At 42.1% G+C, this 23896-nt stretch carries 22 protein-coding genes; 3 read left to right on the top strand and 19 right to left on the bottom strand.

Annotated elements, in window-relative coordinates; all coding sequences use genetic code 11:
• Window positions 1-121 precede the first annotated feature (121 nt).
• The 8 genes from proC to der form a co-directional block, all read right to left on the bottom strand.
• A complete protein-coding gene (proC, locus tag ACQFX9_RS04500; protein ID WP_427160892.1) occupies window positions 122-937 on the bottom strand; it encodes a pyrroline-5-carboxylate reductase in 816 nt (271 codons plus the stop codon).
• A 239-nt stretch (window positions 938-1176) separates the two neighbouring features.
• Window positions 1177-1770, bottom strand: coding sequence for a cell division protein SepF (locus ACQFX9_RS04495; RefSeq protein ID WP_103139788.1), 594 nt, complete (start codon window positions 1768-1770; stop codon window positions 1177-1179).
• A 467-nt stretch (window positions 1771-2237) separates the two neighbouring features.
• Window positions 2238-2906 (bottom strand): YggS family pyridoxal phosphate-dependent enzyme, encoded by a 669-nt coding sequence (locus ACQFX9_RS04490; RefSeq protein ID WP_427160891.1) that lies wholly within the window; start codon window positions 2904-2906, stop codon window positions 2238-2240.
• A complete protein-coding gene (gene pipX, locus ACQFX9_RS04485) occupies window positions 2903-3181 on the bottom strand; it encodes a transcriptional coactivator PipX (RefSeq protein WP_103139790.1) in 279 nt (92 codons plus the stop codon). Before pipX ends, ACQFX9_RS04490 begins: the two co-directional genes overlap by 4 nt.
• A gap of 260 nt (window positions 3182-3441) precedes the next feature.
• Window positions 3442-3579 (bottom strand): hypothetical protein, encoded by a 138-nt coding sequence (locus tag ACQFX9_RS04480; RefSeq protein WP_157943319.1) that lies wholly within the window; start codon window positions 3577-3579, stop codon window positions 3442-3444.
• Between the two features lie 228 nt (window positions 3580-3807).
• On the bottom strand, window positions 3808-5250 hold the full coding sequence (locus tag ACQFX9_RS04475; protein ID WP_427160890.1) for an anthranilate synthase component I: 1443 nt from the start codon (window positions 5248-5250) through the stop codon (window positions 3808-3810).
• 85 nt (window positions 5251-5335) lie between these two features.
• Window positions 5336-6262 carry an energy-coupling factor transporter transmembrane component T family protein gene (locus ACQFX9_RS04470; protein WP_427162793.1) on the bottom strand — a complete coding sequence of 309 codons (927 nt, stop codon included), beginning with the start codon at window positions 6260-6262 and terminating at the stop codon, window positions 5336-5338.
• A 102-nt stretch (window positions 6263-6364) separates the two neighbouring features.
• Entirely contained in the window at window positions 6365-7726 is a 1362-nt protein-coding gene (der, locus tag ACQFX9_RS04465) for a ribosome biogenesis GTPase Der (protein WP_427160889.1), read from the bottom strand.
• 229 nt (window positions 7727-7955) lie between these two features.
• Between der and ACQFX9_RS04460 the strand changes: the two genes are divergently transcribed.
• On the top strand, window positions 7956-8816 hold the full coding sequence (locus ACQFX9_RS04460) for a metallophosphoesterase (RefSeq protein WP_427160888.1): 861 nt from the start codon (window positions 7956-7958) through the stop codon (window positions 8814-8816).
• Window positions 8817-8989: 173 nt separating this feature from the next.
• On the opposite strand, the gene ACQFX9_RS04455 is transcribed toward ACQFX9_RS04460, so the two are convergent.
• The 9 genes from ACQFX9_RS04455 to ACQFX9_RS04415 all read right to left on the bottom strand — a co-directional run bounded on the left by ACQFX9_RS04455 (window position 8990) and on the right by ACQFX9_RS04415 (window position 20552).
• Window positions 8990-11899: an AAA family ATPase gene (locus ACQFX9_RS04455; protein WP_427160887.1), complete on the bottom strand. Its 2910-nt coding sequence runs from the start codon at window positions 11897-11899 to the stop codon at window positions 8990-8992.
• Between the two features lie 349 nt (window positions 11900-12248).
• A complete protein-coding gene (locus ACQFX9_RS04450) occupies window positions 12249-12602 on the bottom strand; it encodes a GIY-YIG nuclease family protein (protein ID WP_427160886.1) in 354 nt (117 codons plus the stop codon).
• 80 nt (window positions 12603-12682) lie between these two features.
• Window positions 12683-14074, bottom strand: a complete 1392-nt coding sequence (locus tag ACQFX9_RS04445; RefSeq protein WP_427160885.1) for an ATP-binding protein — start codon at window positions 14072-14074, stop codon at window positions 12683-12685.
• Window positions 14075-14212: 138 nt separating this feature from the next.
• On the bottom strand, window positions 14213-14467 hold the full coding sequence (locus tag ACQFX9_RS04440; protein WP_427160884.1) for a hypothetical protein: 255 nt from the start codon (window positions 14465-14467) through the stop codon (window positions 14213-14215).
• Window positions 14468-14472: 5 nt separating this feature from the next.
• Window positions 14473-14595 (bottom strand): hypothetical protein, encoded by a 123-nt coding sequence (locus ACQFX9_RS04435; protein ID WP_427160883.1) that lies wholly within the window; start codon window positions 14593-14595, stop codon window positions 14473-14475.
• 188 nt (window positions 14596-14783) lie between these two features.
• A complete protein-coding gene (locus ACQFX9_RS04430; RefSeq protein WP_427160882.1) occupies window positions 14784-16427 on the bottom strand; it encodes an acetolactate synthase large subunit in 1644 nt (547 codons plus the stop codon).
• A gap of 92 nt (window positions 16428-16519) precedes the next feature.
• Complete coding sequence (locus ACQFX9_RS04425; RefSeq protein ID WP_427160881.1) at window positions 16520-17884, bottom strand: NAD-dependent succinate-semialdehyde dehydrogenase; 1365 nt, start codon at window positions 17882-17884, stop codon at window positions 16520-16522.
• 275 nt (window positions 17885-18159) lie between these two features.
• Window positions 18160-18678: a DUF1622 domain-containing protein gene (locus ACQFX9_RS04420; protein WP_427160880.1), complete on the bottom strand. Its 519-nt coding sequence runs from the start codon at window positions 18676-18678 to the stop codon at window positions 18160-18162.
• A gap of 233 nt (window positions 18679-18911) precedes the next feature.
• Window positions 18912-20552 carry an adenylate/guanylate cyclase domain-containing protein gene (locus tag ACQFX9_RS04415; protein WP_427160879.1) on the bottom strand — a complete coding sequence of 547 codons (1641 nt, stop codon included), beginning with the start codon at window positions 20550-20552 and terminating at the stop codon, window positions 18912-18914.
• A gap of 326 nt (window positions 20553-20878) precedes the next feature.
• Here ACQFX9_RS04415 and ACQFX9_RS04410 point away from each other — a divergent pair, with 326 nt between their 5' ends.
• Together ACQFX9_RS04410 and ACQFX9_RS04405 are read left to right on the top strand one after the other, a co-directional pair.
• Window positions 20879-21475, top strand: coding sequence for a CAP domain-containing protein (locus ACQFX9_RS04410; protein WP_427162792.1), 597 nt, complete (start codon window positions 20879-20881; stop codon window positions 21473-21475).
• A 75-nt stretch (window positions 21476-21550) separates the two neighbouring features.
• On the top strand, window positions 21551-22378 hold the full coding sequence (locus ACQFX9_RS04405) for an alpha/beta fold hydrolase (protein ID WP_427160878.1): 828 nt from the start codon (window positions 21551-21553) through the stop codon (window positions 22376-22378).
• A gap of 74 nt (window positions 22379-22452) precedes the next feature.
• Here ACQFX9_RS04405 and ACQFX9_RS04400 read toward each other — a convergent pair whose 3' ends face one another.
• Window positions 22453-22755, bottom strand: a complete 303-nt coding sequence (locus ACQFX9_RS04400; protein ID WP_427160877.1) for a DUF1816 domain-containing protein — start codon at window positions 22753-22755, stop codon at window positions 22453-22455.
• 97 nt (window positions 22756-22852) lie between these two features.
• A complete protein-coding gene (gene rlmB / locus ACQFX9_RS04395; RefSeq protein ID WP_427160876.1) occupies window positions 22853-23812 on the bottom strand; it encodes a 23S rRNA (guanosine(2251)-2'-O)-methyltransferase RlmB in 960 nt (319 codons plus the stop codon).
• Between the last annotated feature and the right edge of the window lie 84 nt (window positions 23813-23896).

Raw genomic sequence — 23896 nt, 5'->3', positions numbered from 1 at the left:
GATTGGGAATTGGGCATTGGGAATTGGGAATGGGGCATTGGTAGACAAGGGAGCAGAGGCAGAAAAACTCTTGAATTTTGAATTTTGAATTTTGAATTTTGAATTGATACGCCCCAGTCCCTCATTTCCCCAATTCTTGCGATCGCCATGCGGCTGCTTTGACTGCTTCAATTAAGGCAGAACGAAATCCGGCTTGTTCTAATTTCGATACACCTGCAATGGTTGTGCCGCCAGGACTGGTAACGCGGTCTTTTAATTCGGCTGGGTGCATTTTGCTCTCTTGCAGTAATTTGGTTGTCCCTAGTACGGTTTGTAGTGCTAGTTGATTAGCAATTGACCTCGGTAAACCGGCGGCAACTCCTCCGTCGGCTAGGGCTTCTACTAAGATAGCTACGTAAGCCGGGCCACTTCCAGATAAGCCAGTCACAGCATCCATTAAGGATTCGGACACTTCCACTACTTCCCCAACGGCTGAAAATATTTGCTGTGCTAGCTGTTGGTGCTTGGCGTTGGTGTATGCACCCAGACACATGGCTGTCATCCCTGCACCTACAGTGGCGGGGGTGTTGGGCATGGCTCGAATAACTGGTAATTGAGGAAATGCTGCTTCTAGTTGACTTAAAGACACCCCTGCTAAAATCGAGATGACGAGGGGCGAGTTTTTGGATAATAAAATAATATCTGCTAATTCTTGAGCGATCGCGGTAAATACCTGTGGTTTTACTGCTAAAAACAATACTTCCTGAGTTTGACTAAACACCAAACAATTATCTATGGTGACAGTCACATCATATTTTTGTTTTAAAAAAGCTTGGCGCGCTGCCTGCGGTTCGCTGACTATAACTTCTGAAGGGTGGTAAATTTCTCGCGCAATTAGGCGGGATAAGAGCGATTCTCCCATTACCCCGCCACCAATTAAACCAAATTTGATAGTCATTAGTTATTAGTCATTAGTCACTGGTCAAAGAATTTTGGAAATTAGATTTGTGATTTTGAATTGAAAAATACGTTAAAGTCCAGAACTTCATAGGTTTTAGTCTTAATCTTACACACCATTTTTCGGTGCTTCACAATCCAAAATCCAAAATTTAACATCTAAAATTTGTTGGGTCATTAGTCAATAGTCGAAAACTTGGACTTTGGACTATTGACTAATGACTAATAACTAATTTAACCCTATTGTGCCATCCGATTGGGTTCGCTGCCCCAAGTTGGTGTAGGATTTGCGGGGCGGGAAGGACGGGCTGGGTGTTGGGGTACTTCATGAATAACTCCACCTTGGGTGCTGACTTGCACACAGCTGGGTGTAAACAAAAAGATACTTTCGCCAATACGTTCTTGATGTCCATCTAGTGCATAGGTTCCACCAGCCACAAAATCAACTGCACGTTGTGCTTGATCTGGGTCCATGATGGTTAAGTTCAACACTACTGATTTCCGTTCACGCAATGCTTGAATTGCCTGGGGCATTTCTTCAAATGTCCGAGGTTCTAGAACTAATACTTCAGAAATCCCGTTAATTGCTCCTGGCATACCAATCACATTCCCCATCGTTGATTTTGTTCCTGTTTCCACGTCATCACCAATTGTATTCGCTGTTTCTCGCCAACGTCGATTGGATGGGGCAGTTTGTGCAGGTGCTGGCTGAGGATTTTCCTGTTGATACAGATTTTGGTAGTTATCTGTATCTGGTTCTTCTTCGTAGTATTCGTATTCTACTTGTTCATTGAGACCAACAAAATCCCGCAACTTAGAAAATATATTATTCATGTTTAGTGACGCTCCTGCTGATAATTGCCTCTATTATCCGGTTCATAGCTAATGTAGCCAATCACAACGCTACAAAGGGCTGACAATCTCAATAATTTTATCGCTATTTGTAGCATCTACTACTGTTATTGGCAATGGACTGGCGTTGCACCAATTCAAAATCACAACTCAAAATTCAATATTGAGGTCGCTATAGATCACAGGTGGTTAAGCGAGTGTATCTATCGCTTGATTTTTGAAATTGGTGTTCTATGGAACGCCTGTACATTAACCTAGACACAATAATTGAGTCAAGATTATATCTCTACAACGCTCCGTAAATAAGTTGAATTAAATGGCTTTTTTTGAATGTTTATTTTTCTTAAAATTATTTTTTGTGTGATTTATTGCACCAGTATTAACTTTTAACTAAGTATATCATACTGGGCAAATAAATACACAGCCACAAAATGGTAGGGTTGTTTTACCTAAGTGCGTTTACCAAATAGGATAGTCCCCAATCTTACCATCGTTGCCCCAGCTTGTATGGCTAATTCGTAGTCTCCTGACATCCCCATTGACAACTCCTGCATTTTGATGTGATTCCAGTTTTGGGCAGCAATGTCTTTGGCTAAAAGATGTGTACTATTAAATACATATAAATTTTCCGCGTCTGTTAAACCCATTGGCGGAATTGTCATCAAACCCTGAAATTGTAAATTTTCACACTGGTCAAGGGCGGGTAAATCAGCGAGTAGTTCTGGCACAGTCCAGCCGGACTTACTAGGATCAGGGAGGATTTTGACTTGCAGACAGACTTGGGGTCTGAGTTCTAGTTGTCCGGCTAATTGATTCAGACGTTGTGCCAATGGCAAGCTATCCACGGAGTGAATCCAGTGAAATTGTTCAAGGGCTTTTTTGGCTTTATTAGTTTGTAAATGGCCGATAAAGTGCCAAGTGATGTCTGATAAATCTTGCAGTTGTGCTTGTTTAGTAGCAGCCTCTTGGATGCGATTTTCACCGAAATCACGGATACCAGCAGCATAGGCGGCGCGAATAGCTTCAGTTGGCATTTGCTTAGTAACAGCAATTAACCGAACTGAAGGCGGAATTGATGCACGAATTTGATTAATACGTTCGTTAATCGAACTAGTCATTGGAATGTGCGTTGGAAAACACTCTGAAGCTGATCGTACTCCTGTGATTGACCATTGCGACGCAAAGTCCGCAAACGATTTTCCAACAACATTCTCGCCTCTGTGCGCCCTATCGGTTGAAATTTCAAAGCTTTCATGTCGTTCACCACCAAAAAAAATAAACGTTGGGCGTAGAGTGTAGTGAACAAATCCTGGGCTTCATCAACCATACAGATCCGATATAGTAAGCCCCAAGTAGGATGATTGATGTAAGTTTCTGCGCTTTCTGGATTCATCTATTAATCAAGTAGGAGAATAATATATTTTCTTGCAGTGAGCGACAAATATTCAGACGATAATATCTCCCTGTCGCCAGAATATTTGCGGAGATTGATTTGCAAATCGGCAAATTCTACCCTTTAAAGGACTTTAGACAAACCCTGATCTATTTTCAGGTAGGGTAGATGAAACTTTTACGGGAAAGTAAAAGGCATTCATAAAAGGTAAAAGAGAAACAACGAAGTATGGGAGATTTTGACCTATTTCCACAAGCATTTTAGGCAACAAGACCTGCAAAGCGATCGCCATCTACTGTGTTTGATGGAAGCAGAATATCTTTACCCTGTTGTGTGCAGTTAATACTAATTGTGGAATTTGCTGTGTGAAGTTGTCCAGGGCAAAAGCCGACTCTCATACTACTGTTTACTCTAACTTCTCTCTATGTTGCCATAATTATCGCTCGTTAGAGCAAAATAGCCAACAGGCGAATTTTCCTAAGAATTGTTCATCGAAACAGTCTGTATTGTTACAATTTGGCAAAATTGTTAATAGTCATTAGTCATTAGTTATTAGCAGTTGGGCATTGGAGTAAAGTCTACCTTGTCACCCAATCCCCAGTCCCCAGTCCCCAATCCCCAATCCCCTAATTAACCATTTTCAGCGCGGCTAATTGCGCTTGGGCTTTGTGCAGAGATTCGTACCATTCTTTTTCGGGGTCGCTGTCGGCAACTATGCCTGCACCTACTTGTCCCCACACTGTGTTTGATTGGGCGTTGGGGGTGAGTAGTAAGGTGCGGATGAAGATGTTTAAATCTAGGTTGCCTCGCCAATCTAGATAGCCGCATGAACCATAAAATAAACTGCGGCGGACTGGTTCTAGTTCTTCGATAATTTCCATGCACCGGACTTTGGGACAACCTGTAATTGTCCCGCCAGGAAATAGGGCGCGGGTTAAATCTATGGGGGTGCGATCGCTCCTGAGTTGCCCTGTAACATTGCTAACAAGGTGCATAACGTGACTATATCTCTCAATCGTTAGCAATTCATCAACGGTGACTGTTCCCCATTCGCAGACTCGCCCTAAATCATTGCGTTCCAAATCTACCAGCATGATATGTTCTGCCCGTTCTTTGGTGTTGCTGAGGAGTTCTTTGGCTAGTTGCTGGTCTTGTTCTTGCGTTATACCACGCGATCGCGTGCCAGCAATAGGTCTAGTCTGAGCTTGGGTGTTCTCTAACAAGACTAATCTTTCTGGTGAACAGCTAATCACTTCACCCCAAGGTGTGCGCCAATAGCTAGCAAAGGGCGAAGGATTGATTTTATGTAAGGCTTGATAAATTGCCCAGCCTCTAGCGGAGGTATTCGCGGAAAATCTTAAAGATAGGTTGGCTTGAAAGATATCTCCCGCTTGAATGTATTTTTTAGCACGATTAACTGCGGCTTCGTAATCTAGCTGAGAGGTTAAAAATTCTGGTGTGACGGGATAATTAGTAACAGGTGTAATGTGTTGGACTGAATTTTCTGTATTTGTTCGTCTTAAACGCAGTTCCAACTCATCAAGATTAGCCGCATCACTAGCCGCTAACCATAAGACTTGCTGGACATGATCTAACACAGCAAAATCTTCTGGTTGATACCAAAACGCCACAGGAAAGGGCAAAGTGTCAGGTTTGGTATAAGGTAGCCCTTCAATTTCCCAGGCTGCGTCATAGCCTAGCCAGCCCAACCATCCACCGGTGAAGGGGAGGTGGGGAGGGGGAGAGGGGGGAGACAAGGTAGAGGGGGTAGACAAGGGAGACAAGGGAGAAATTCTACCTTGTCCACCTTGTCCCCCATTTAGCAACAACTCCTCCAGTAAAGGAAAAATCCCCCCCAAGGCTGGTGTCCACATTTGAGGTACACCATTGACTCTTCTGGGCGCGCCTGCACAGATAGAATAGCGACTCAGTTGGGGTTGGTTAGTGGGTGTGGGGTAAGGACTTTCGAGGAGAGTAGCGATTTGAGATGTTGTGTGGGGATAAAATAGGGCAGAGAAAATTTCCGCACCAGTACGATTTTCTAATGGAAGCGATCGCCAGTACCACATAGATATTTAGTCAATAGTCAATAGTCAATAGTCATTAGTCATTAGTCATTCCCTTACACCCCTACACCCTTACACCCTTACACCCCTAGATTTGCTGTCCTGCAACGATTCTGATTCCCCAAAAAATAGTGAGAGTTGCGATCGCTAGCCAATCCCATGATTTTAAACGTAATTCGTGCCACGGAACTCGGTGTTCGTTGGGACTGGTAAAACCGCGTACCATCATCGCACTAGCCATTTGTTCAGCACGTAATAACAAGTTTTCTAATAATCTCTCGGCGACAATCATCCAGACTTTGAATCCGCCTTTTAAACCTAACTTTTTCCAATTAATCGCCCTTGTCATGATGGAACGAATTAAATTTTGTATTTCTTCTAAGACTAGGGGAATGAATCTCAAGGATAAAGTAAGTGTTAAGGTAATTTCTGTAACAGGGATTTTCAAGCGGCGTAGGGGCTGCATCAAGCTTTCTATCCCGGCGGTAATCTCTTCCGGTGCTGTTGTTAATAAATATAGCGTGGTGCTGTAAATTACCGTAAACAAAATCGTACTGATGCGCGTCCCTAAATCTAGAGTCCGACGACTAATTTTGACAGGGCCTTGATGAAAGAGAATATAGTTATAGTCTTTACTACTTTTTACTTGTTTTGGCTCATTTGGGGCTTTAGCAGTGTTGTTGAGTGGGGCTAAAGCTTGGGAGTTCACTGGTAAACGTGGCTGATAATTGATACCCAAGCCGTCAGGAAAAACTGCTGTCAGGGCGAACACCAAAAACGTTAGTGTCAACAGCCAGCCCATTTGTTGTTGCCAAACTCGTCGGGGAATTCTAGCAGCTAAAGTAAAAATAATGAGCAGTGCTACTAGTAGTATGCGCCACTGATTATTAGCAAAACTGTAACTAGTCAGAAAACTCATCAACCAGATAAACTTGACCCTGGGATCAAGTTTATGTAGCCAAGTTTGGGGCTGTTCGAGATAAAGTCCTAATGGTAGCGATCGCAGTAAATCCATAAGATAAGGCAAAAGGTAAAAGGCAAAAGGCAAAAGGTAAAAGGCAAAATCAAGACGTAAACTTTCTTACTTTTACCTTTTTACTTTTTACTTTTTACTTTATTAAACGCGAGTTGCACGGTTGACGCTACCAAGTTCCATCTCTCGGACTTTCTTACTCCGCCATAACAACCGCAGGGGAGTACCTTTAAATCCTAGTTGTTGGCGGAATTGTCTTTCGATGTAGCGGCGATAGTTGTCGTTAAAGCGTTTTGCATCATTGACGAACAACGCAATGGTGGGTGGTTGGCTACTGACTTGTGTACCGTAATAAATTCTGCCCTGTTTTCCACCCCGTGAGGTTGGGGGAGAGTGCCACTTGAGAGCATCTTCTAAAACTTCGTTAATTACTGATGTACTGACGCGGCGTTTATGTTCGGCGGCGGCTTGATTAACTAATTCTAAAATCTTTTCTACTCGTTGTCCGGTTAAGGCACTAACAAAAATAGTGTCAGCCCATTCAGTAAAATGTAGCCTAGCTTCGAGATTTTTTTCGTAGTCGTAAATAGTATAGGAATCTTTTTCTACAGCATCCCATTTATTGACAACAATAATACAGGCTCTACCTTCTTCAATAATGCGTCCTGCTAATTTTTGGTCTTGTTCTGTGACACCATCTAGAGCATCTAACACTAATAAAACCACATCGGCGCGGCGAATGGCTTTAAAAGACCGATTAATACTGAAAAATTCCGTTCCGTATTCGACACTTTTCTTTTTGCGAATTCCGGCTGTATCAATTAGTCGATAAGCTTGTCCATCTCGTTCTAAAAAAGTGTCAATTGCATCGCGGGTTGTGCCAGAAATTGGGCTAACAATTGCTCTTTCTTCCCCAACAAAAGCATTTAATAAACTAGATTTACCAACATTAGGCCGCCCGACGATCGCAATTTTAATTTCATTGTCTTCCGGTACTTCTGTCACCACGGGGATGTGTTTAATGATTTCGTCTAGTAAATCCCCTGTACCGTTGCCATGAATCGCAGAGATAGGGTATGGTTCTCCTAAGCCCAGTTCCCAAAATTCTGCCGCCTGAATTAACCCCTGTTCTGGGGATTCACATTTATTCACGGCGAGGAAGACGGGTACTGGTTGTTGGCGTAACCATTCGGCTATTTCTTCATCTGCCGAATTGGGGCCTGTTTGACCATTCACAACAAATATTGCAGCACTAGCTTCTGTCAAAGCTGCTAAAGCCTGTTGACGAATCAGGGGCAGAAATTCGGTGTCATCATTAAATACCAAACCGCCAGTATCTACCACCAAAAACTCGCGATCGTTCCAGTAAGCTGGCATATAAGTGCGATCGCGCGTCACACCCGGTTCATCATGGACAATCGCCGTTTGTTCCCCGGCGAGTCGATTAACCAGGGTAGACTTGCCCACATTGGGGCGACCGATAATTGCAACAATTGGCAGTCCCATAAACCAAGGGTAATTGAGAGAAATGGCTAGTATATCACATTTCTCATTATAGGTGACTGGGGATTGGGGATTGGAGCAATTTTAATTTCATACCCGATGCCCAATGCCCAATGCCCAATGCCCAATGCCCCATTCCCAATAAAGCTTCTACCGCTTGGGTGATTTATCGCCCGACTTGAAAAAATACCATAACAAAGAAACCGGCAGTTACTTCACAGGAGACTACATCTTGAGAAATCGCAAGTGGCTGCTGGAAGCCAGTCAAATTGTCTTGCAATATTTTCGCTGGTTATTTTTACTAATATTCTGCATCATATTATACGCCAAATTTATTGAACCAAATTGGATTGAGATCAAAACTTTACAACTCACTCTTCCCCATCTCCCAGCAGAGTTTAATGGCTATCGCATAGCGCAGATTAGCGATATTCACCGAGATAGATGGATGACTGAGCCACGTTTACGGCGTATTGTGCATTTAGTTAACCAACAACACCCAGATTTAGTAGCAATTACAGGGGATTTGGTAACGCGTAACTTACCGCAATTTATCCCATCACTCAAACCTGCTTTAGAACAGCTTACACCACGGGATAGAACCGTCGCTGTTTTGGGTAATCATGACCATGAAAACGACACCCAAGCCATCATTAGAACTCTCGAACGAAGCGGCGTTTTTGACTTAAATAATCACATCTACACATTAAAAAGAGATAACGCCACACTGTATATAGCTGGTGTTGATGACGTAGGTATGGGTAAAGCCCGTCTAGATTTAGTATTGCAGCAACTACCCCCACAGGGAGCAGCCATCTTACTCGCCCACGAACCAGACTTTGCGACTACCAGCGCAGCCACAGGAAGATTTGACTTACAACTATCAGGACATTCCCACGGCGGACAAATCCGGCTACCTTTCTTAAAACCCCTCATCTTACCGCCTTGGGGTGAAAAATATTACGCAGGAGAATATCAAATCGGAAAAATGCTCCTATACACCAACCGAGGTTTAGGAATGACAGGCTTACATCTGCGTTTATTCGCCCGTCCTGAAATTACCGTGTTTACCTTGGTTACGGCTAATCAATGAATTCAATTATAGTGCGATCGCCAACCAGAAAAGAGAAGAAGAACTCGTCATTGCGACCAAAGGGAAGCAATCCCCTCTCAAAGGAGATGACTGGATGAGCATGATTTTGTGATCGCCAGTAAAATACAAGGGGGATGTGTCATTGCGATCGCTTCGCTTGTAATCACAGTAAATTACCGAGTGAACCATAATCGAATTAACTCTACCTGGAAGCGATAACCTTCTCCAACTTCCTCAATTAACTCTCGCTGTAATAACAGTTCAATAGTTTTTTCCCAAACGTCAGGAAACTGTTGTGATAAAGTGAACTTACTTACAATTCCTCTTTCTCCTTGAGCCGCAATTAAGCGTAAAATATCCCGCCCACCGTCATCTACTTGATTATTTTTAATATCAGCAAAGAAAAAGCTCCCACTTTGCAAAGCTTCTGGTACTGCTGCTTCCACATCTGCTAAAGTCGCCAAACGACGGATAGAAGGGTCTTGCTCATTTTTTAAGACAATAATTTCTCCGCAAAGTAGCTGTATTAAAAACGGATGACAACGGGTAAGTTGCAGAACTCGCTCAACTGCATCGGGTTTATAACGGAGAGTAAAATCTTGAACTGGTTCTTCTATTAATTGTCGTGCTTCCTTTTCCTTTAAATAAGAAATATGCACCACTTGGACATTAATTAAATAACTAGCCCAACGCTGATATTCTTCAATAGTATGAGAGCCAGCTATTAACACCTTGAAGCGGGTACGATGTTGAATTAAGTGGCGCAGCATTCCTAAAACATCTTGCTCATCAAAGCGTCCTCTAGTAATTGCGCTGTCTAATGTCTCAAACTCATCTAACATCAGCAAAGCGGTATTTTGTTCAAGTATTTGTTCTACCTGGTCTAACCATTCATCAAACCGTGTGAAGGGGTCATCTTTTAATGTTTCCCGTGTCAAAGTTGGTATTTTTAACGCACTTTGCTGTTTGGCGGAAGTTATCATCCCTCTAGCTAAGTTGTAGAGAAAGCCTGTGTAGTCGCTGGCTGATGAGGGTGCGCCTTGCAAGTCTACAAACATGGGGATGATGGAATTGGGGAGTAACTTCCCGATGTTGTTGAGTAGGGAAGTTTTGCCCATGCGTCGCTGACCGTATAGTAGCAAGGGAGGACGGCGACGGTCTAACAGTAATTTCTCAATACGTAGACCAATGTCACCGCGTCCAGTAAAAATTGCTTGCTCTAGTGTGAGTGGTACACCAATAATATAAGGGTTGTCAATTTCTTTGCTTTGTTCAACTTTGAGAGCCAGTTCTTCTATATATTTGTTGATTATATCTAGCCATCTTTTAGCAAAAGGTTTGAATAAAGAAGCGTATTTATTATTAATGCGATTAAAGTTTTCTAACTGTGCATTTAAACTGTCTGCTACAGCTTTAAGAGCTATACGTTGGTTGTAATTACTTCTCTGTTCTAACGCTGCATCGACATCTTGACTAATGCGAGTAAAGATGGCTAGCAAAGATTTTGTGGAGTTTTCTAGTTGGTCAATTGCTATGGTGAGATGAATCGCACGTATAGCTGCTACATCATCACAGTTTCTTAAACGTAGTGCATCTGTGGCAATTTGAACTACCCATTTTTGATAATTTTTTTTGAATAAATTAATAGCATATTCACCCTCTACTGGATTACAGTCTATGACCAAAAGTAAGTATTTATCTAATCCATATAGGGGTAATCTTTGAAATTGATCCCAAACGGCTGAATGATAGGGTAATGCACTGGAATATTTATCTATATTTGTCCATATTAATTGATAATAAAAACGTAATATATACTCTGTAAGTCTGAAATTTCCAGGGACACTTTGCTCAGAAAAACGATTTGACAATGTTAATAGAAGAGAACGCTGTTTTATACGTTCTTGCTCCATCTGATAAAGCCCTAAATTCCATAATCGGAGTAGTGGATATAAAACTATTGGTCGCCATAAGTTGATAGTGCAACCTACAAATAACAGCACAGCAAAAACAACACCATACACAACGCCTGATGCTACACCATGTACCACACCACCAGCTACACCAAAACCTAGACCTCCTGAGATACCCAAGAATAAGCCTAGCAACATTAAATCATTGAAGTCTTTTTCATCAATTTCGTCATTTAAGCCTACCGCTACGCCTCCCGCTACGCCAAACGCCACGCCAAACGCCACGCCTACCGCCACGCCAACCGCTACGCCTACCGCCACGCCAACCGCTACGCCTCCCGCCACGCCAACCGCCACGCCTCCCACCACGCCAAACGCCACGCCTCCCACCACGCCTCCCGCCACGCCAACCGCCACGCCAAACGCCTCGTCTCCCGCCACGCCTAACGCCACGCCAAACGCCACGCCAAACGCCACGCCTCCCGCTACGCTTCCCGCCACGCCAAACGCCACGCCAACCGCCACGCCAAACGCCACGCCAACCGCCACGCCAAACGCCACGCCAAACGCCACGCCAAACGCCACGTCTGCCACGCCTAACGCCACGCCAAACGCCACGCCAAACGCCACGCCTAACGCCACGCCAACCGCCACGCCTAACGCCACGCCAACCGCCACGCCTAACGCCACGCCAAACGCCACGCCAAACGCCACGCCAAACGCCACGCCAAACGCCACACCTAACGCCACGCCTCCCGCCACGCCTCCCGCCACGCCTCCCGCCACGCCTCCCGCCACGCCAACCGCCACGCCTCCCGCCACGCCAACCGCCACGCTCAATCCTAAACAACACCCAAAGCTGGAGGTGACAATAGACAAAACATTTGGCAATGGCTGACCTAATGCCCAAACTACTAAGCCAAGGATAAAATTAGCCCACAAAGGTACAATTAAATACCCTTGTAGCACTGGATGCCATACAGATGGTTTTTTTAAATCTGCTAAAGAGTTAATCTCATCTCTAATACGCTCTGCGTGCTTAAACCAAGCTAAAGGTCGAAAAAATAGCCAAAACAACAGTTGTAAACCACCTATGAGCAAATTAGGGTGTGGTTTAGGTGCATAGGTGTAGATTTCGGCGTAGTTAGTGGGTGAGTTTTGAGAAGGCATAATTTCCCTTTCTTTATATGGAGTGGGAATTGTGATGTGTCATTGCGAGGAGGAACGACGTTCGCGTAGCGTGTCGTAGACAAGCAATGTCAATGTCTACGGTTGCTCAGTACGCTGCTTGAGACATCAAGAGGGTTGAGATTGCTTCCCTTTGGTCGCAATGACAGCTTGAGTCATTGGGAACAACGAAGCGATCGCAATTTCTACAGTTTCTGAGTGCGCTGGCTGAGACATCAAGGGGGTTGGGATTGCTTCCCTTTGGTCGCAATGACAGCTTGAGTCATCGGGGAACAATGTAGCGATCGCAATGACGGTTAATTTGTGCGATCGCCACCATCAATTTACCAATTTACAATTCATCATATAAATCTTTCCATTCTTGATTGATGCTATTGACTAAATCAATTTTCTTTTGTCTAGAACCTGCTTTAATTTGTTTTTCTCTACTAATAGCTGTATAGGCATTTTCAAATATTTCATAATAAACTAATTTATTAATGTTGTATTTCTTCGTAAATCCTGCAATTAATTTTTCCTTATGCTCGTAAACTCTTCTTTGTAGATTGTTATTCATTCCTGTATAAAGTACGGTGTTATATTGATTAGTCATGATGTATATGTAATATTGCTGCGTCATTCTTACTCCTTGTAAGCAGGCAGCCATAATTAAACATAAAATGTCATTGCGAGCGAAGCGAAGCAATCACAAAGTCTCTGGGATTGCTTCGCTTCGCTCGCAATGACGGTAGATAGATCAAAGTTCCGTCTTCCGTTAATGTTGTTTCAATTCGATGTGCTTTCATTTTTACCCTGCGATTTCTCATCTAATAAATCAGCAAATGGTTTTATTTGTATTAAACCTTCATCACGCCAGCTATAATCATTCTCTCCTTCTTCTAAACTAAACAATCTTTCTCGACACAGGATTTGTAATAACAGTGGTTGACATTGACTGCAAGCTAATATCCATTTCACATCTTCATCCGCAAAAGGTATTGGTGAACTTGCTATTAATTCTTGTGCTTCAGCTTCGGTTAATGCTCCTAAAAATGCTGTGTAGCCGAAAATATTGAAAAATGGTGAACTGTGTCCTGTGTTATGTGCTAAATCAATCGGTGATTCGGGGGTAGATAAAATAAATGCTAAATTACCTCGTGTATGGTTGGTTGCTAAAGAACGTAAACTTTCCCAAAAGCTATCATCTAACTCTGGACAACGTTGTAAACCAACACCAATCTCATCTAATAAAATGACGGTGGGAGAAGACAAGTTTTCGCTAACTCCATCCATGAAATGATCTAAATCGCAAGGTGCTGGAACTTTGAAGTTTAAAGATTCTAGGATGTGTTTTAATAATCCTTCCCGGCTTTGCATTCGTGCATCTTGCAAGTCCACAAATACCCATTTGTAAGTTTCTGGATGGGGTAGCCAATCAGATTTTTGACCAGGACGCAGTTGTTCTGTTGGGGTGGTGGTGATGTTTTTTAAGTAATGCAGTAGGGATGTTTTACCACTGCGCTTTTTACCAATAATGGCGGCGTTTTGTAGGGGATGACGTTTGAGTAGATTAAACAATCGTTTTAATTCTTTCTCGCGTCCAAAGAAATCTCGTGGGCGAGTAATAGGTGTGCCAGTGATGAAGGGTGATGCTTCCTGCTTTTTTAGCTGTGTTTCAAGCAGAGAAATTTGAATTGTCTGTTCAGGTATTTTTGTCGGTAAAGTTGATTCTATTTCTTTTTCAATTTGCTCAAGTTCAGCCTCTAAGTTTGTTAATTTAGTTTTTTCTTCTTTAAGCTGTTTTTCTAATTTAAATTTATTTTCTGTCACAGTTTCAATTATTAAGTCGTTCCCGATTCGGCATACTTTTTCGTGCTGGGTATCCCAGGCTTGCTGAAGTCCATTTTGCTGCTTTTTTAATCTAATCAGTCTTGAAGATTGAGTTGGCGTATTTTCTGATGCTTCATATGCTATTTCTCGCCAGTCTAGCCCCAATCTATTGCTAAGTTTTATGAAACTCTCAGAGTCAATGGGTATACCATTTAGAAAGCTTGCGACTGTGGAGAGTGAAATTTTTACTGCATTAGCCAAAGACTGCTGACTAGGATAGCCATGACGCTGAAGTGCTGTATTAACTTGATCAATATACTCTGGTGATACCCGAAGCGATCGCGCCATCACTACCCATCGAAAAACTACTGAGAGTATATCAGATCATTAACAGTATATTTGAGGTAGTAGGGCGGCAAATTGAGAAAATTGGTTAAATACATCAAAATAAAGACGTTGCAACGCAACGCCTCTACATCCAGGTTATTAGATGAAAATTTGCCGGATTAAAATACTCATCACCTCACCTTGGTTAGCCGTAGGTAACAGTGGACTCCAATCACCGACACTAGCGTAACCAATTACCTGCAAATAGTGAATTGTACTAGTAACGGCTTGGGGAGAACCGATGAGCAAATGCTTAATCTTTTCTCTTTGGGGAACTGGCTGTGTAGAAGATTGACTGAGGTTGAGTGTATCTATATCTGCACTCTGCAAGTATTGTGTAAACTGTGCCATCATTGTAATTATCTCCTTGTTAGAGGGGCTAGATAACGGCGATCGCTTTCTTCTTGACCGGATTGGGCGATCGCCTTTATCATGTTTAAACAATAAAGTATAAAATTATACTTGTCAATCACTAAATCCATAATTTTTGTTAGAAATTATGGATTTTTATAGGATGAATATTTTATGGTAAGGTTAATATTTTCCAATTCAGTAGTTTGTTTAAATTAAAAAAATTGAGGATTTTAGAAATACTAAAACCCTCAAAAATCAACCAACGAAGAATTTGATTATAAAGAAAGGACTAAAGTCCTGACTACGAACGTTTTATTTACACTTCACAACTTAACTCACCGGCTTTTTGGGTAAAGCGGCGGTTTTCTCTATAGTCTACAGGGCAATCGATGACAGCCGGCACATCTTGAGCTAAGGCTTCTTTAAGTACAGGAATTAAATCTAAAGTTGATTCGACTCGATAACCTTTTAAGCCCATACTTTCAGCTAATTTGACAAAATCTGGGTTGCCAAAATGCACGAAAGATGATTGTCCTTTACCGAAATGATTCTCTTGTTTCCACTCAATTAAACCGTAGCCACCATCATTAAAAATTAAGGTGACAAACGGCGTACCTACACGCAATGCTGTTTCTAATTCTTGGCAATTCATCATAAAGCCACCGTCACCGGTTGCGGCTACAACTTTGCGGTTAGGATAGACAAGTTTAGCAGCTAAAGCACCAGGAATTGCTATCCCCATTGCGGCGAAACCATTGGAAATTAGACAAGTATTGGGACTATGACAATGATAATGGCGGGCAATCCACATTTTATGCGCGCCTACGTCGGAAATCACAATATCATCTGGCCCCATGACTTGGCGTAAGTCATAAATTAATTTTTGGGGTTTGATGGGATAACCTTCATCATTGGCATATTGTTCATAATCTTCGCGAATTTCTCCCCGTAAACTAATAGCATAGGGGTTGGGTTTGCCGTGTCTGTCTGCTACTTTTAAAATCTCCATGAGAGAATCAGAAATATCACCCACAACTTCTACTTTGGGAATATAACTGCTATCAATTTCGGCGGAATCTGCTCCAATATGAACAATGGGAATTCTACCTTCAGGATTCCATTTTTTGGGTGAAAATTCAATTAAGTCATAACCAATGGCAATGACTAAATCTGTATTATCAAAACCACAAGTAATAAAATCTCGTTGTTGCAATCCTACTGACCACAAGGCTAAAGGATGAGTATAAGGAATCACACCTTTCCCCATGAAAGTATTAGCTACAGGGATATTCATTTGGGTAGCAAATTGGGTGACAGCATCGCTAGCATGGGCGCGAATTGCACCATTACCGACTAAAATTAGTGGATTTACTGCTTGAGAAATAGCAGCAGCAGCAGCGCGAATACTAGCAAAGGAAGCGAAGGTTTTTTCGATATTATCTTTATGTAATGGTCTGCCCTCTACGGGCATAGCAGCAATATTTTCTGGTAAATCTATATGCACTGCACCTGGTTTTTCAGTTTGCGATCGCTTGAAGGCTTTTCGCACTACTTCTGGTGTAATACTCGGTCTAACTATCTGTTTATTCCACTTAGTTACAGGGGCAAACATTGCCACTAAATCTAAATATTGGTGGGATTCAATGTGCATTCTATCTGTTCCCACCTGTCCGGTAATTGCCACTAATGGCGCACCGTCTAGGTTAGCATCTGCGACACCAGTCATTAAATTTGTTGCCCCAGGGCCAAGGGTAGAAAGACACACACCAGCTTTTCCTGTCAGCCTTCCGTAGACATCAGCCATGAAAGCTGCACCCTGTTCATGACGGGTAGTAATAAACTTAATAGATGAATGTTTAATTGCTTCTAATACGTGTAAATTCTCCTCGCCAGGAAGACCAAAAACATATTCGACACCTTCATTTTCTAAACATTTGACCAATAATTCTGCCGTATTCATTTTCCATTCCTCATAAGATTGGGGACTGGGGACTGGGGACTAGGGACTGGGGAAAAAATCACACCCAGTCCCTAATACCTAATACCCAATCCCTATTTAACCCAAACAGTTTTAACATTGACGAATTCGTGTATGCCTTGAATGCTAAGTTCTCTGCCATACCCAGAACGTTTAATGCCACCAAATGGTAAGCGGGGGTCAGATTTAACTAAGCCGTTAATAAATACTGCGCCTGCTTCGATTTCTGTAATTAAGCGATCGCGTTCTTGGTGATTATTTGTCCAAGCACTCGCACCTAAGCCAAAGGGTGTAGCATTTGCTAGTTTAATCGCAGTATCTATATTTGGCACACGAAATAATAAAGCTACCGGGCCAAAAAATTCTTCTTGGGCAATTTGTGAGTCAGCAGGGATATCTATGATAATTGTTGGTGGATAAAAGTTGCCAGGAATATCTAAAGGATGTCCACCTGTTAAAACTTTTCCCCCACTTTTAACGGCAGTTTTGACTTGTTGGTCTAAATCTTGGAGAATCCCAGGTGTGGCTAAAGGGCCTAAATCGGTGTCGGGAAGCATGGGATCACCAACTTTTAAGGCTGTGAATTTTTCTAACAGCAACTGCTCAAATTGATCAGCGATCGCTTCTGCTACAATAAAGCGTTTTGCAGCTATACAAGATTGACCAGTATTTAACATTCTGGCTTGTGTGGCGGTGGCTGCGGCTAGGGGTAAATCAGCACTTTCTAACACAATAAATGGGTCACTTCCTCCCAATTCCAAGACGGTTTTTTTAATTTGTTTTCCCGCCGCCACCGCTAAGGATATACCAGCCGGTTCACTACCGGTTAAGGTAGCAGCTTTTACCCTTTCATCTGCCATTAAATCGGCAACTTGTGCTGCACCGATTAATAAAGTCTGAAATGCGCCTCCAGGAAACCCAGCCCGTTTGATAATATCTTCAATTGCTAAAGCGCACTGCGGAACATTAGAGGCGTGTTTGAGTAAGCCGACATTTCCCGCCATCAGTGCGGGTGCAGCAAATCTAAACACCTGCCAAAATGGGAAGTTCCACGGCATCACAGCGAGAATGATTCCCAAAGGTTGATAGCGCACAAAACTATGACTAGCATCAGTTTTTACCGAAACATCAGCCAAGAAATCGGCAGCATTTTCCGCATAGTAACGACACACAGCAGCGCACTTTTCCACTTCTGCGATCGCAGCTTTGTAAGGCTTGCCCATTTCGATGGTCATGAGTTTAGCGAAATCAGCCTTGTCTTGCTCTAAAATTGACGCAGCTGTATTTAACCACTGCGATCGCTCGTTAAAACTTGTGTTGCGGTAATTTTCAAAAGCCTGTTGTGCCGAATTTAATTTAGCAGCAATTTCTGTATCATTGAGTGGCTCAAAAGTTTTGAGCGTTTCCCCAGTGGCGGGATTGATAGTGGCGATCGCCATTTCCTGACCTCCCGTTTCAATATAGCTTGAGGTAGCTTCTTAGTGTTACACATATTTTTCGGGGTAGCTACCACCAAAATTGTAGTCTTTGAGAAACGGCTTAGTTGTTCTAACTTAAAATCTCGCAATTAAACTTGAATTATTTTATACTTGCTACTAATTATTAATACTGCTCATGCAAAACCTATTTTATTGTGTCAATTGATATAGTGTTTGTAGTGAGGACTTTAGTCCTCAAAATAAGGGCTAAAGCCATCACTACAAGCAAAAAATCTTTATTCTATTCTTTCTAAATTTGCACTAGTAATATTTTCTCGACTAGTAGAATGAGTCTGTTCCACTAGTTTAATCTCTCTTTCTAAAAAGTAATTCAACAGAGTTCTTAACAACACAATTGCCGCCAGATTTAATATATCTTGGCGTGTAGGTGCAACTGCTGTTCGCAAGATATCACTAGCAACAGTAAATTCTAAACCTAATGCCAATGATCTACCTAATTGCAGACGCACTACTTCTGTAGAATCAAAATGTTGTCGAGAACGAGCAAATATTTGCCGAAAATAATAGACGATTCCTCGAATTACCGCTAATCCAATTACTAAGGCGGCGGCGATTTCTGCTGTTGCTGCTAAATAACCAACAATCAGCTTGAGCCATGATTCTAAAGGAATTTTAGAGACTTCTGTTGTCTCAATCTTACCAACATTGATATTTAAAATTAGCACCAAACCAAAAATTAATGCCAGAGGTAGCAGTAGATTGACTAAAGACTCAAGCAATGATTCTTTTTTCATGGTGATTATCTATAGGAATCCGCTTTGACCCACTGAATTTTAGATTTTGGATTTTGGATTTTGGATTGAAAGCCTAGATTCTTAGCCTATTCCAGAATTTTGAAACAATACGGGACATCACAATTCAGTATAATAAGTCAAGCATCCAGACAGATGAAAATTATAAATTAGCAGCAGCTAATGACTAATGACTAATGACTAATGACTATTGACTATTGACTAATGACTATTGACTAAGGATGAATAATTGTTGGCATTTGATGTAACCTTGTTTGATAGACTTTCACCAATCTATCAATACCTTTAAAGCGATAATCTCCCATTTCTTCAAAATCTTCAGGTTTGGAAATTAGCTGATAAGTTGCTTCACTAATTACGCACTCACTAGGAGGACAAACACCTTCCATTCTGGCTGCTAAATTAATCGTAGCTCCTAATGCTGTATATTCTACCCGTTGAGAACTACCCACATCTCCTACAACCGCTTTACCACTATTAATAGCAATGCGTAATTGTAAGGTTTCATGCCAGAAACCATTAGCATTGAGATGTTCTAGACGAGTTAACATACCCTTAGCGGCTGATGTAGCGCGATCGGCGTGGTCGGATTGGGGTTCGGGTGCGCCGAAAAAGGCCATTATACAATCACCGATATATTTATCTAAAGTACCACCACAAGCAAACACTTCCTGTAGCATTTCTTCAAATAACTTATTTAATAATTCAGCGATCGCAGTTGGTTTTAATCTCTCAGAAATAGCGGTAAACCCTACTAAATCTGCAAATAAAATACTAATTTCACTTTCTGCCGGTGGTAAACGTCCATCTGGTAAACCACCTACAGCAATCAATTGCTGCACAACCGCAGGTGAATGATAACGTTCTAAGCGATGACGAATTACTTCTTCGGTTTTTAATTTTTCTGCTAGTAACCAACGCTGTACACTTGATGCCACAAGATTAGCTAAAGCAGAAAAAAAGCTCAGTTCTTCTTCTCCGTCTTGTTCCCAATGATAGGAGGACAAATGGGCATCGGCATACAGTACCCCCACTACTTTATTTTCATCCCACAAAGGTACAGCCATCGCACTACGAATGCCTTTAAGTAAAATGCTATGTTCACCAGAAAATCTTTCATCTTTCTGCGTATCAGCAGTTTGAATTACAACCTTTTCTTCAAAAACTTTTTGGCAAATACTACGACTAATCCAACTCGCATTTGCTAAGAGATATTCTTGTTGAGTTTGGTCTCTACTACCCGCATTCACTAACTCTAAATGCCCATCACTTTTAACATCAATTAATAAAGCCAAACGGTCAATACTATTGAGATAACGAAATACAACTTGTTGTACTTGAGAGAAAATTTCTTCTATGGATGCGGCTGCACAAAGGTTTTTTGCTATATCTACTAAGTCTTTAAGACGGGCAATAGTTTTATTTTTATCCCCAATATCACCATCATTACTGTTAGCTTCTATCCATTGTTGTTGTAGTTGTTTGGCATTACGTAAAATGGTTCTTTGATCAGAAGCTTCATAAAAAGTTACTGCTTTAATTGGTGGTGGTGGTAGGGGGTTGTGAACCATCACCATCAAGCTGACATTTCCCAGCCAAATGACATCACCATGATTTAGATTTTGAGATGTTTTGACAACAGTTTGATTTACCTGTGTGCCGTTTTTACTACCTAGATCCTCAATTACCCATGTACCATTCGCTTGTTTGACAATTTGGGCGTGCTTGCGGGAAACTCCACCTGCCGGTAAGTATAAGTTACATTCTGGCAACCGACCTATTGTGAATACGTCTCGATTCACGGTGACAGTGGTTTCGGTATCTCCCTGTTGTAAGCGTAAAGTCAATTCAGTCATGAGTTTGATGTATCTACTTTGGGGCTGGGAATGCAAACATCTTGAGTTTGCAAGATATTGATGGACTCTTTATCATTTCTTTATGGCATTGTTCACAGCGATCGACAACTATTAGTATAAATATACACGTAATATCTTTGGCTAAGAATCAGTATTTATAGGCTATTGAACATGGGATTTTCCTGTACTGCTGTTTTTCAGCTTCAGGAATGAAGAATTCCGAAAAATTGCACTGATGTCATGAAGATACATATATCCTGATCATGAGTTTCCCAGCGATGAAATTATTCAAGGAAAGCGTCCAACCTTGGCAACTTATACCTGGAATGGCTTCAACAAGTCCCGAAAAATCATCCCCAAAATACGTACTCTCACCACTAGAACAGCAAGTAGTGGAAGAAACTAACAAAGTACGCATTAACCCTCAAGCCTACCTACCGATTCTGGAAAATTATCGTCGGCAATTTCAGGGAAAGAAAGTCAAGTTAGCTGATCATGTTTATTTGCAAACCCAAGAAGGGGTAAAAGCAGTAGATGAAGCGATCGCTTTTCTGAAGTCTGCAAAACCAGTAGGATCATTAATCATATCTGAAGGTTTGTCTTTAGCTGCAAGGGATCACGTCAAAGACCAAGGCGCGAAAGGTATTGTTGGTCATCATGGTAGCGATGCTAGTGATCCATTTATACGGATGAATCGTTATGGTACTTGGCAAGTGACAGCCGCAGAAAATATTAGTTATGGTTCTCACACTGCCCAAGATATTGTGATGCAATTAATTATTGATGACGGTGTGCGATCGCGCGGTCATCGCACCAATATTTTTAACACAGATTTTCAGGTGACAGGGGTAGCTTTCGGGATCCACGCCACATACAGACAAATGTGTGTTATTACTTACGCTGGCGGATACACATCGAAGTAAAGCAAAAGGTAAAAGTAAAAAGGTACAAGTAATAAAGAAGAATCAAAAATTATGTAAGGTAAGTAATCAATAAAGATGGTTTTAAACCTCAACGTTGATATTCAAGGTCAGGGATTTCCGATTTTGTGTTTACATGGACATCCTGGCCGTGGTCAGAGTCTGGCTGTATTTACTAATCATTTATCAAAAAGTTACCAAACTATCGCCCCAGATTTGCGAGGATACGGCAAAAGTCGTTTTCAGGGCAATTTTGCCATGACAGACCATCTAACTGACTTAGAAGCCCTGCTAGACCGCTTACAGATAGAAAATTGCTTGATATTGGGATGGTCTTTAGGCGGGATTTTAGCGATGGAGTTGGCTTTGCGTCTCCCACAACGTGTTACAGGGTTAATTTTAATCGCTACAGCCGCTAGACCCCGTGGGAGTCATCCGCCAATTACATGGCAAGACAATTTTTACACGGGTATGGCCGCGCTGTTGAATTATGTTAAACCTGGTTGGCAGTGGAATATTGAGACTTTTGGCAAGCGATCGCTATTCCGCTACCTCATTCAACAACATACACACACCGCCTATAATTACATTGCTCAAGCAGCTGTACCCGCTTATTTACAAACTTCCGCAGCTGCTACCCGCGCCCTTTACCGTGCCATAGCTTTGGGATATAACCGTCTGGAAGAACTCCAGCAAATTCATTGTTCAAGTCTGGTCATTGCCGCTTCTCAAGACCGCCACATTACAGCTGAGTCCAGTTTAGAAACGGCTCAACACCTCAAATACAGCCAATGGCTTTGCTATCCGAACGCAGCTCATCTTTTCCCGTGGGAAGTACCCCAGCAGTTACTCAGTGATATTGACATCTGGATAACAAATCATCCGCAAGTAGTTGATAGTCTATAGTCCCAGGTTAATAGTCCAAAGTTCAAAGTCATAGCCATCGACTATTGACCATTGACCATTGACTCACGCCTAAATTAAAGTTGACCGCTAAAGACAGGCGTTACTTTGCGGTCAATCCGTTCCCCCAGGTCGTCAGCAATGGTCAAATTTTCTGGTTTACATTTCTTGACGTTTACCACTATCCCTTGTGCGCCTTCGGTTTCTAAGTCTTCTACATAGCCTTTAGTCGCTAGTTTGGCATCGGTGGAACTGATAAAAGGCCCGAAGTAGTAGGTGCAACGGGGATTTTGAGTTTCAATTTCTACCCACCAAGCCAAGCCAAGTGCGTTGTATGTGTTAATTACACTTTCCTTCAGGTTATGCCAAATTGTTGTCATGGTTGCCGCCAATTTATCAACGTGGTACTGAATTTTAAACGTCTGATGTGTTTATGTATTCTATTTACATTTCTTTATACTCTTTTACTCATAATTTTTAAAGAGGTTTTGGTAATTTATCTAGGTATAAAGTGTTAACGGCACGTTGACGAAAAATCTCGTATAGTGCCATACCTGAAGCTACAGAAGCATTTAAGCTAGGTGTTTTACCTAAAAGGGGAATTGATACCAACACATCACAAGATCGTTGTGTCAACATACTCAGACCTTCGCCTTCCGAACCAATGACTAAGACGATGGGGCCACGGAAGCTGACTGTGTGCAGTTGTTCGCTAGCATCCGCCGCAGTTCCGTAAATCCAAAAACCTGCTTCTTTCAATTCTTCTAAGGCGCGGCCAAGGTTGATGACTCTAGCGACGGGAAAGTTTTCTAAAGCACCGGCTGCGACTTTCACCACCGTAGAGGTAATTCCCGAAGCTCTTCTTTGGGGAATAATCAGACCTTGCGCCCCTACAGCTTCAGCTGTCCGAATAATTGCACCCAGGTTATGGGGATCTGTGATCCCATCGGCTACAACAATCACGGGATCAGTGACTGCCTTGGCTTGGGCGATCAATTCGTGTAGTTCAATGTATGAATAGGGCGCGATTTGTGCGGCTATACCTTGGTGGTTAGCTTGGTATGTGATTTGATCTAGACGTTTGGGGTCTACTTCATCAATGACTGTGCCGTTTTCTTTGGCTTGGAGAATGAGGTTATGAAAACGGGGATCATAGCGTAAACGAGATGTTACCCAAATGCGGTTGAGTTCTCGTTGACTTTCTAGGGCAGTCAAGACTGGATGACGACCATAGATCATGTCGCTGTCTTCTGTTGTGGGTTTGGCAGCAACTGTAGGGGGTGTAAATTGACGACGGGGATGTGATGAGTGGGAATTACTCTCCCCTTTTTGGGGAAGGCGCGGTGAAGTTGTGACTACACGCTTACCTTTGAGTTTTAACACTGACCCACGATTAGGTTCGCTATTGGTCTTGATTTTTTTAGGCTTATTGTTCATAGGAGTTTTGGGTACAAAGCATGAGTAAACGTACCGATTCTCATCTTGACTTAACCATTACTGAATGATTTTCCGATCATGGAG

Origin of the sequence: Aliinostoc sp. HNIBRCY26 (genome assembly GCF_050235535.1) — a bacterium.
Classification (GTDB): domain Bacteria; phylum Cyanobacteriota; class Cyanobacteriia; order Cyanobacteriales; family Nostocaceae; genus Trichormus.
The sequence above is the reverse complement of the archived record's forward strand: the minus strand, read 5'-3'. Positions and strand labels throughout refer to the sequence as shown.

Coding starts and splice junctions, on each gene's coding strand:
- der (WP_427160889.1), bottom strand. CDS start 7,726: ATGGGACTGCCAATTGTTGCAATTATCGGTCGCCCCAATGTGGGCAAG.
- rlmB (WP_427160876.1), bottom strand. CDS start 23,812: ATGAACAATAAGCCTAAAAAAATCAAGACCAATAGCGAACCTAATCGT.
- ACQFX9_RS04435 (WP_427160883.1), bottom strand. CDS start 14,595: ATGGATTTAGTGATTGACAAGTATAATTTTATACTTTATTGTTTAAAC.
- ACQFX9_RS04405 (WP_427160878.1), top strand. CDS start 21,551: ATGGTTTTAAACCTCAACGTTGATATTCAAGGTCAGGGATTTCCGATT.
- ACQFX9_RS04475 (WP_427160890.1), bottom strand. CDS start 5,250: ATGTGGTACTGGCGATCGCTTCCATTAGAAAATCGTACTGGTGCGGAA.
- ACQFX9_RS04445 (WP_427160885.1), bottom strand. CDS start 14,074: ATGGCGCGATCGCTTCGGGTATCACCAGAGTATATTGATCAAGTTAAT.
- ACQFX9_RS04495 (WP_103139788.1), bottom strand. CDS start 1,770: ATGAATAATATATTTTCTAAGTTGCGGGATTTTGTTGGTCTCAATGAA.
- ACQFX9_RS04440 (WP_427160884.1), bottom strand. CDS start 14,467: ATGATGGCACAGTTTACACAATACTTGCAGAGTGCAGATATAGATACA.
- pipX (WP_103139790.1), bottom strand. CDS start 3,181: ATGAATCCAGAAAGCGCAGAAACTTACATCAATCATCCTACTTGGGGC.
- ACQFX9_RS04470 (WP_427162793.1), bottom strand. CDS start 6,262: ATGGATTTACTGCGATCGCTACCATTAGGACTTTATCTCGAACAGCCC.
- ACQFX9_RS04430 (WP_427160882.1), bottom strand. CDS start 16,427: ATGAATACGGCAGAATTATTGGTCAAATGTTTAGAAAATGAAGGTGTC.
- ACQFX9_RS04415 (WP_427160879.1), bottom strand. CDS start 20,552: ATGACTGAATTGACTTTACGCTTACAACAGGGAGATACCGAAACCACT.
- ACQFX9_RS04420 (WP_427160880.1), bottom strand. CDS start 18,678: ATGAAAAAAGAATCATTGCTTGAGTCTTTAGTCAATCTACTGCTACCT.
- ACQFX9_RS04480 (WP_157943319.1), bottom strand. CDS start 3,579: ATGAGAGTCGGCTTTTGCCCTGGACAACTTCACACAGCAAATTCCACA.
- ACQFX9_RS04400 (WP_427160877.1), bottom strand. CDS start 22,755: ATGACAACAATTTGGCATAACCTGAAGGAAAGTGTAATTAACACATAC.
- ACQFX9_RS04455 (WP_427160887.1), bottom strand. CDS start 11,899: ATGCCTTCTCAAAACTCACCCACTAACTACGCCGAAATCTACACCTAT.
- ACQFX9_RS04425 (WP_427160881.1), bottom strand. CDS start 17,884: ATGGCGATCGCCACTATCAATCCCGCCACTGGGGAAACGCTCAAAACT.
- proC (WP_427160892.1), bottom strand. CDS start 937: ATGACTATCAAATTTGGTTTAATTGGTGGCGGGGTAATGGGAGAATCG.
- ACQFX9_RS04410 (WP_427162792.1), top strand. CDS start 20,879: ATGGCTTCAACAAGTCCCGAAAAATCATCCCCAAAATACGTACTCTCA.
- ACQFX9_RS04490 (WP_427160891.1), bottom strand. CDS start 2,906: ATGACTAGTTCGATTAACGAACGTATTAATCAAATTCGTGCATCAATT.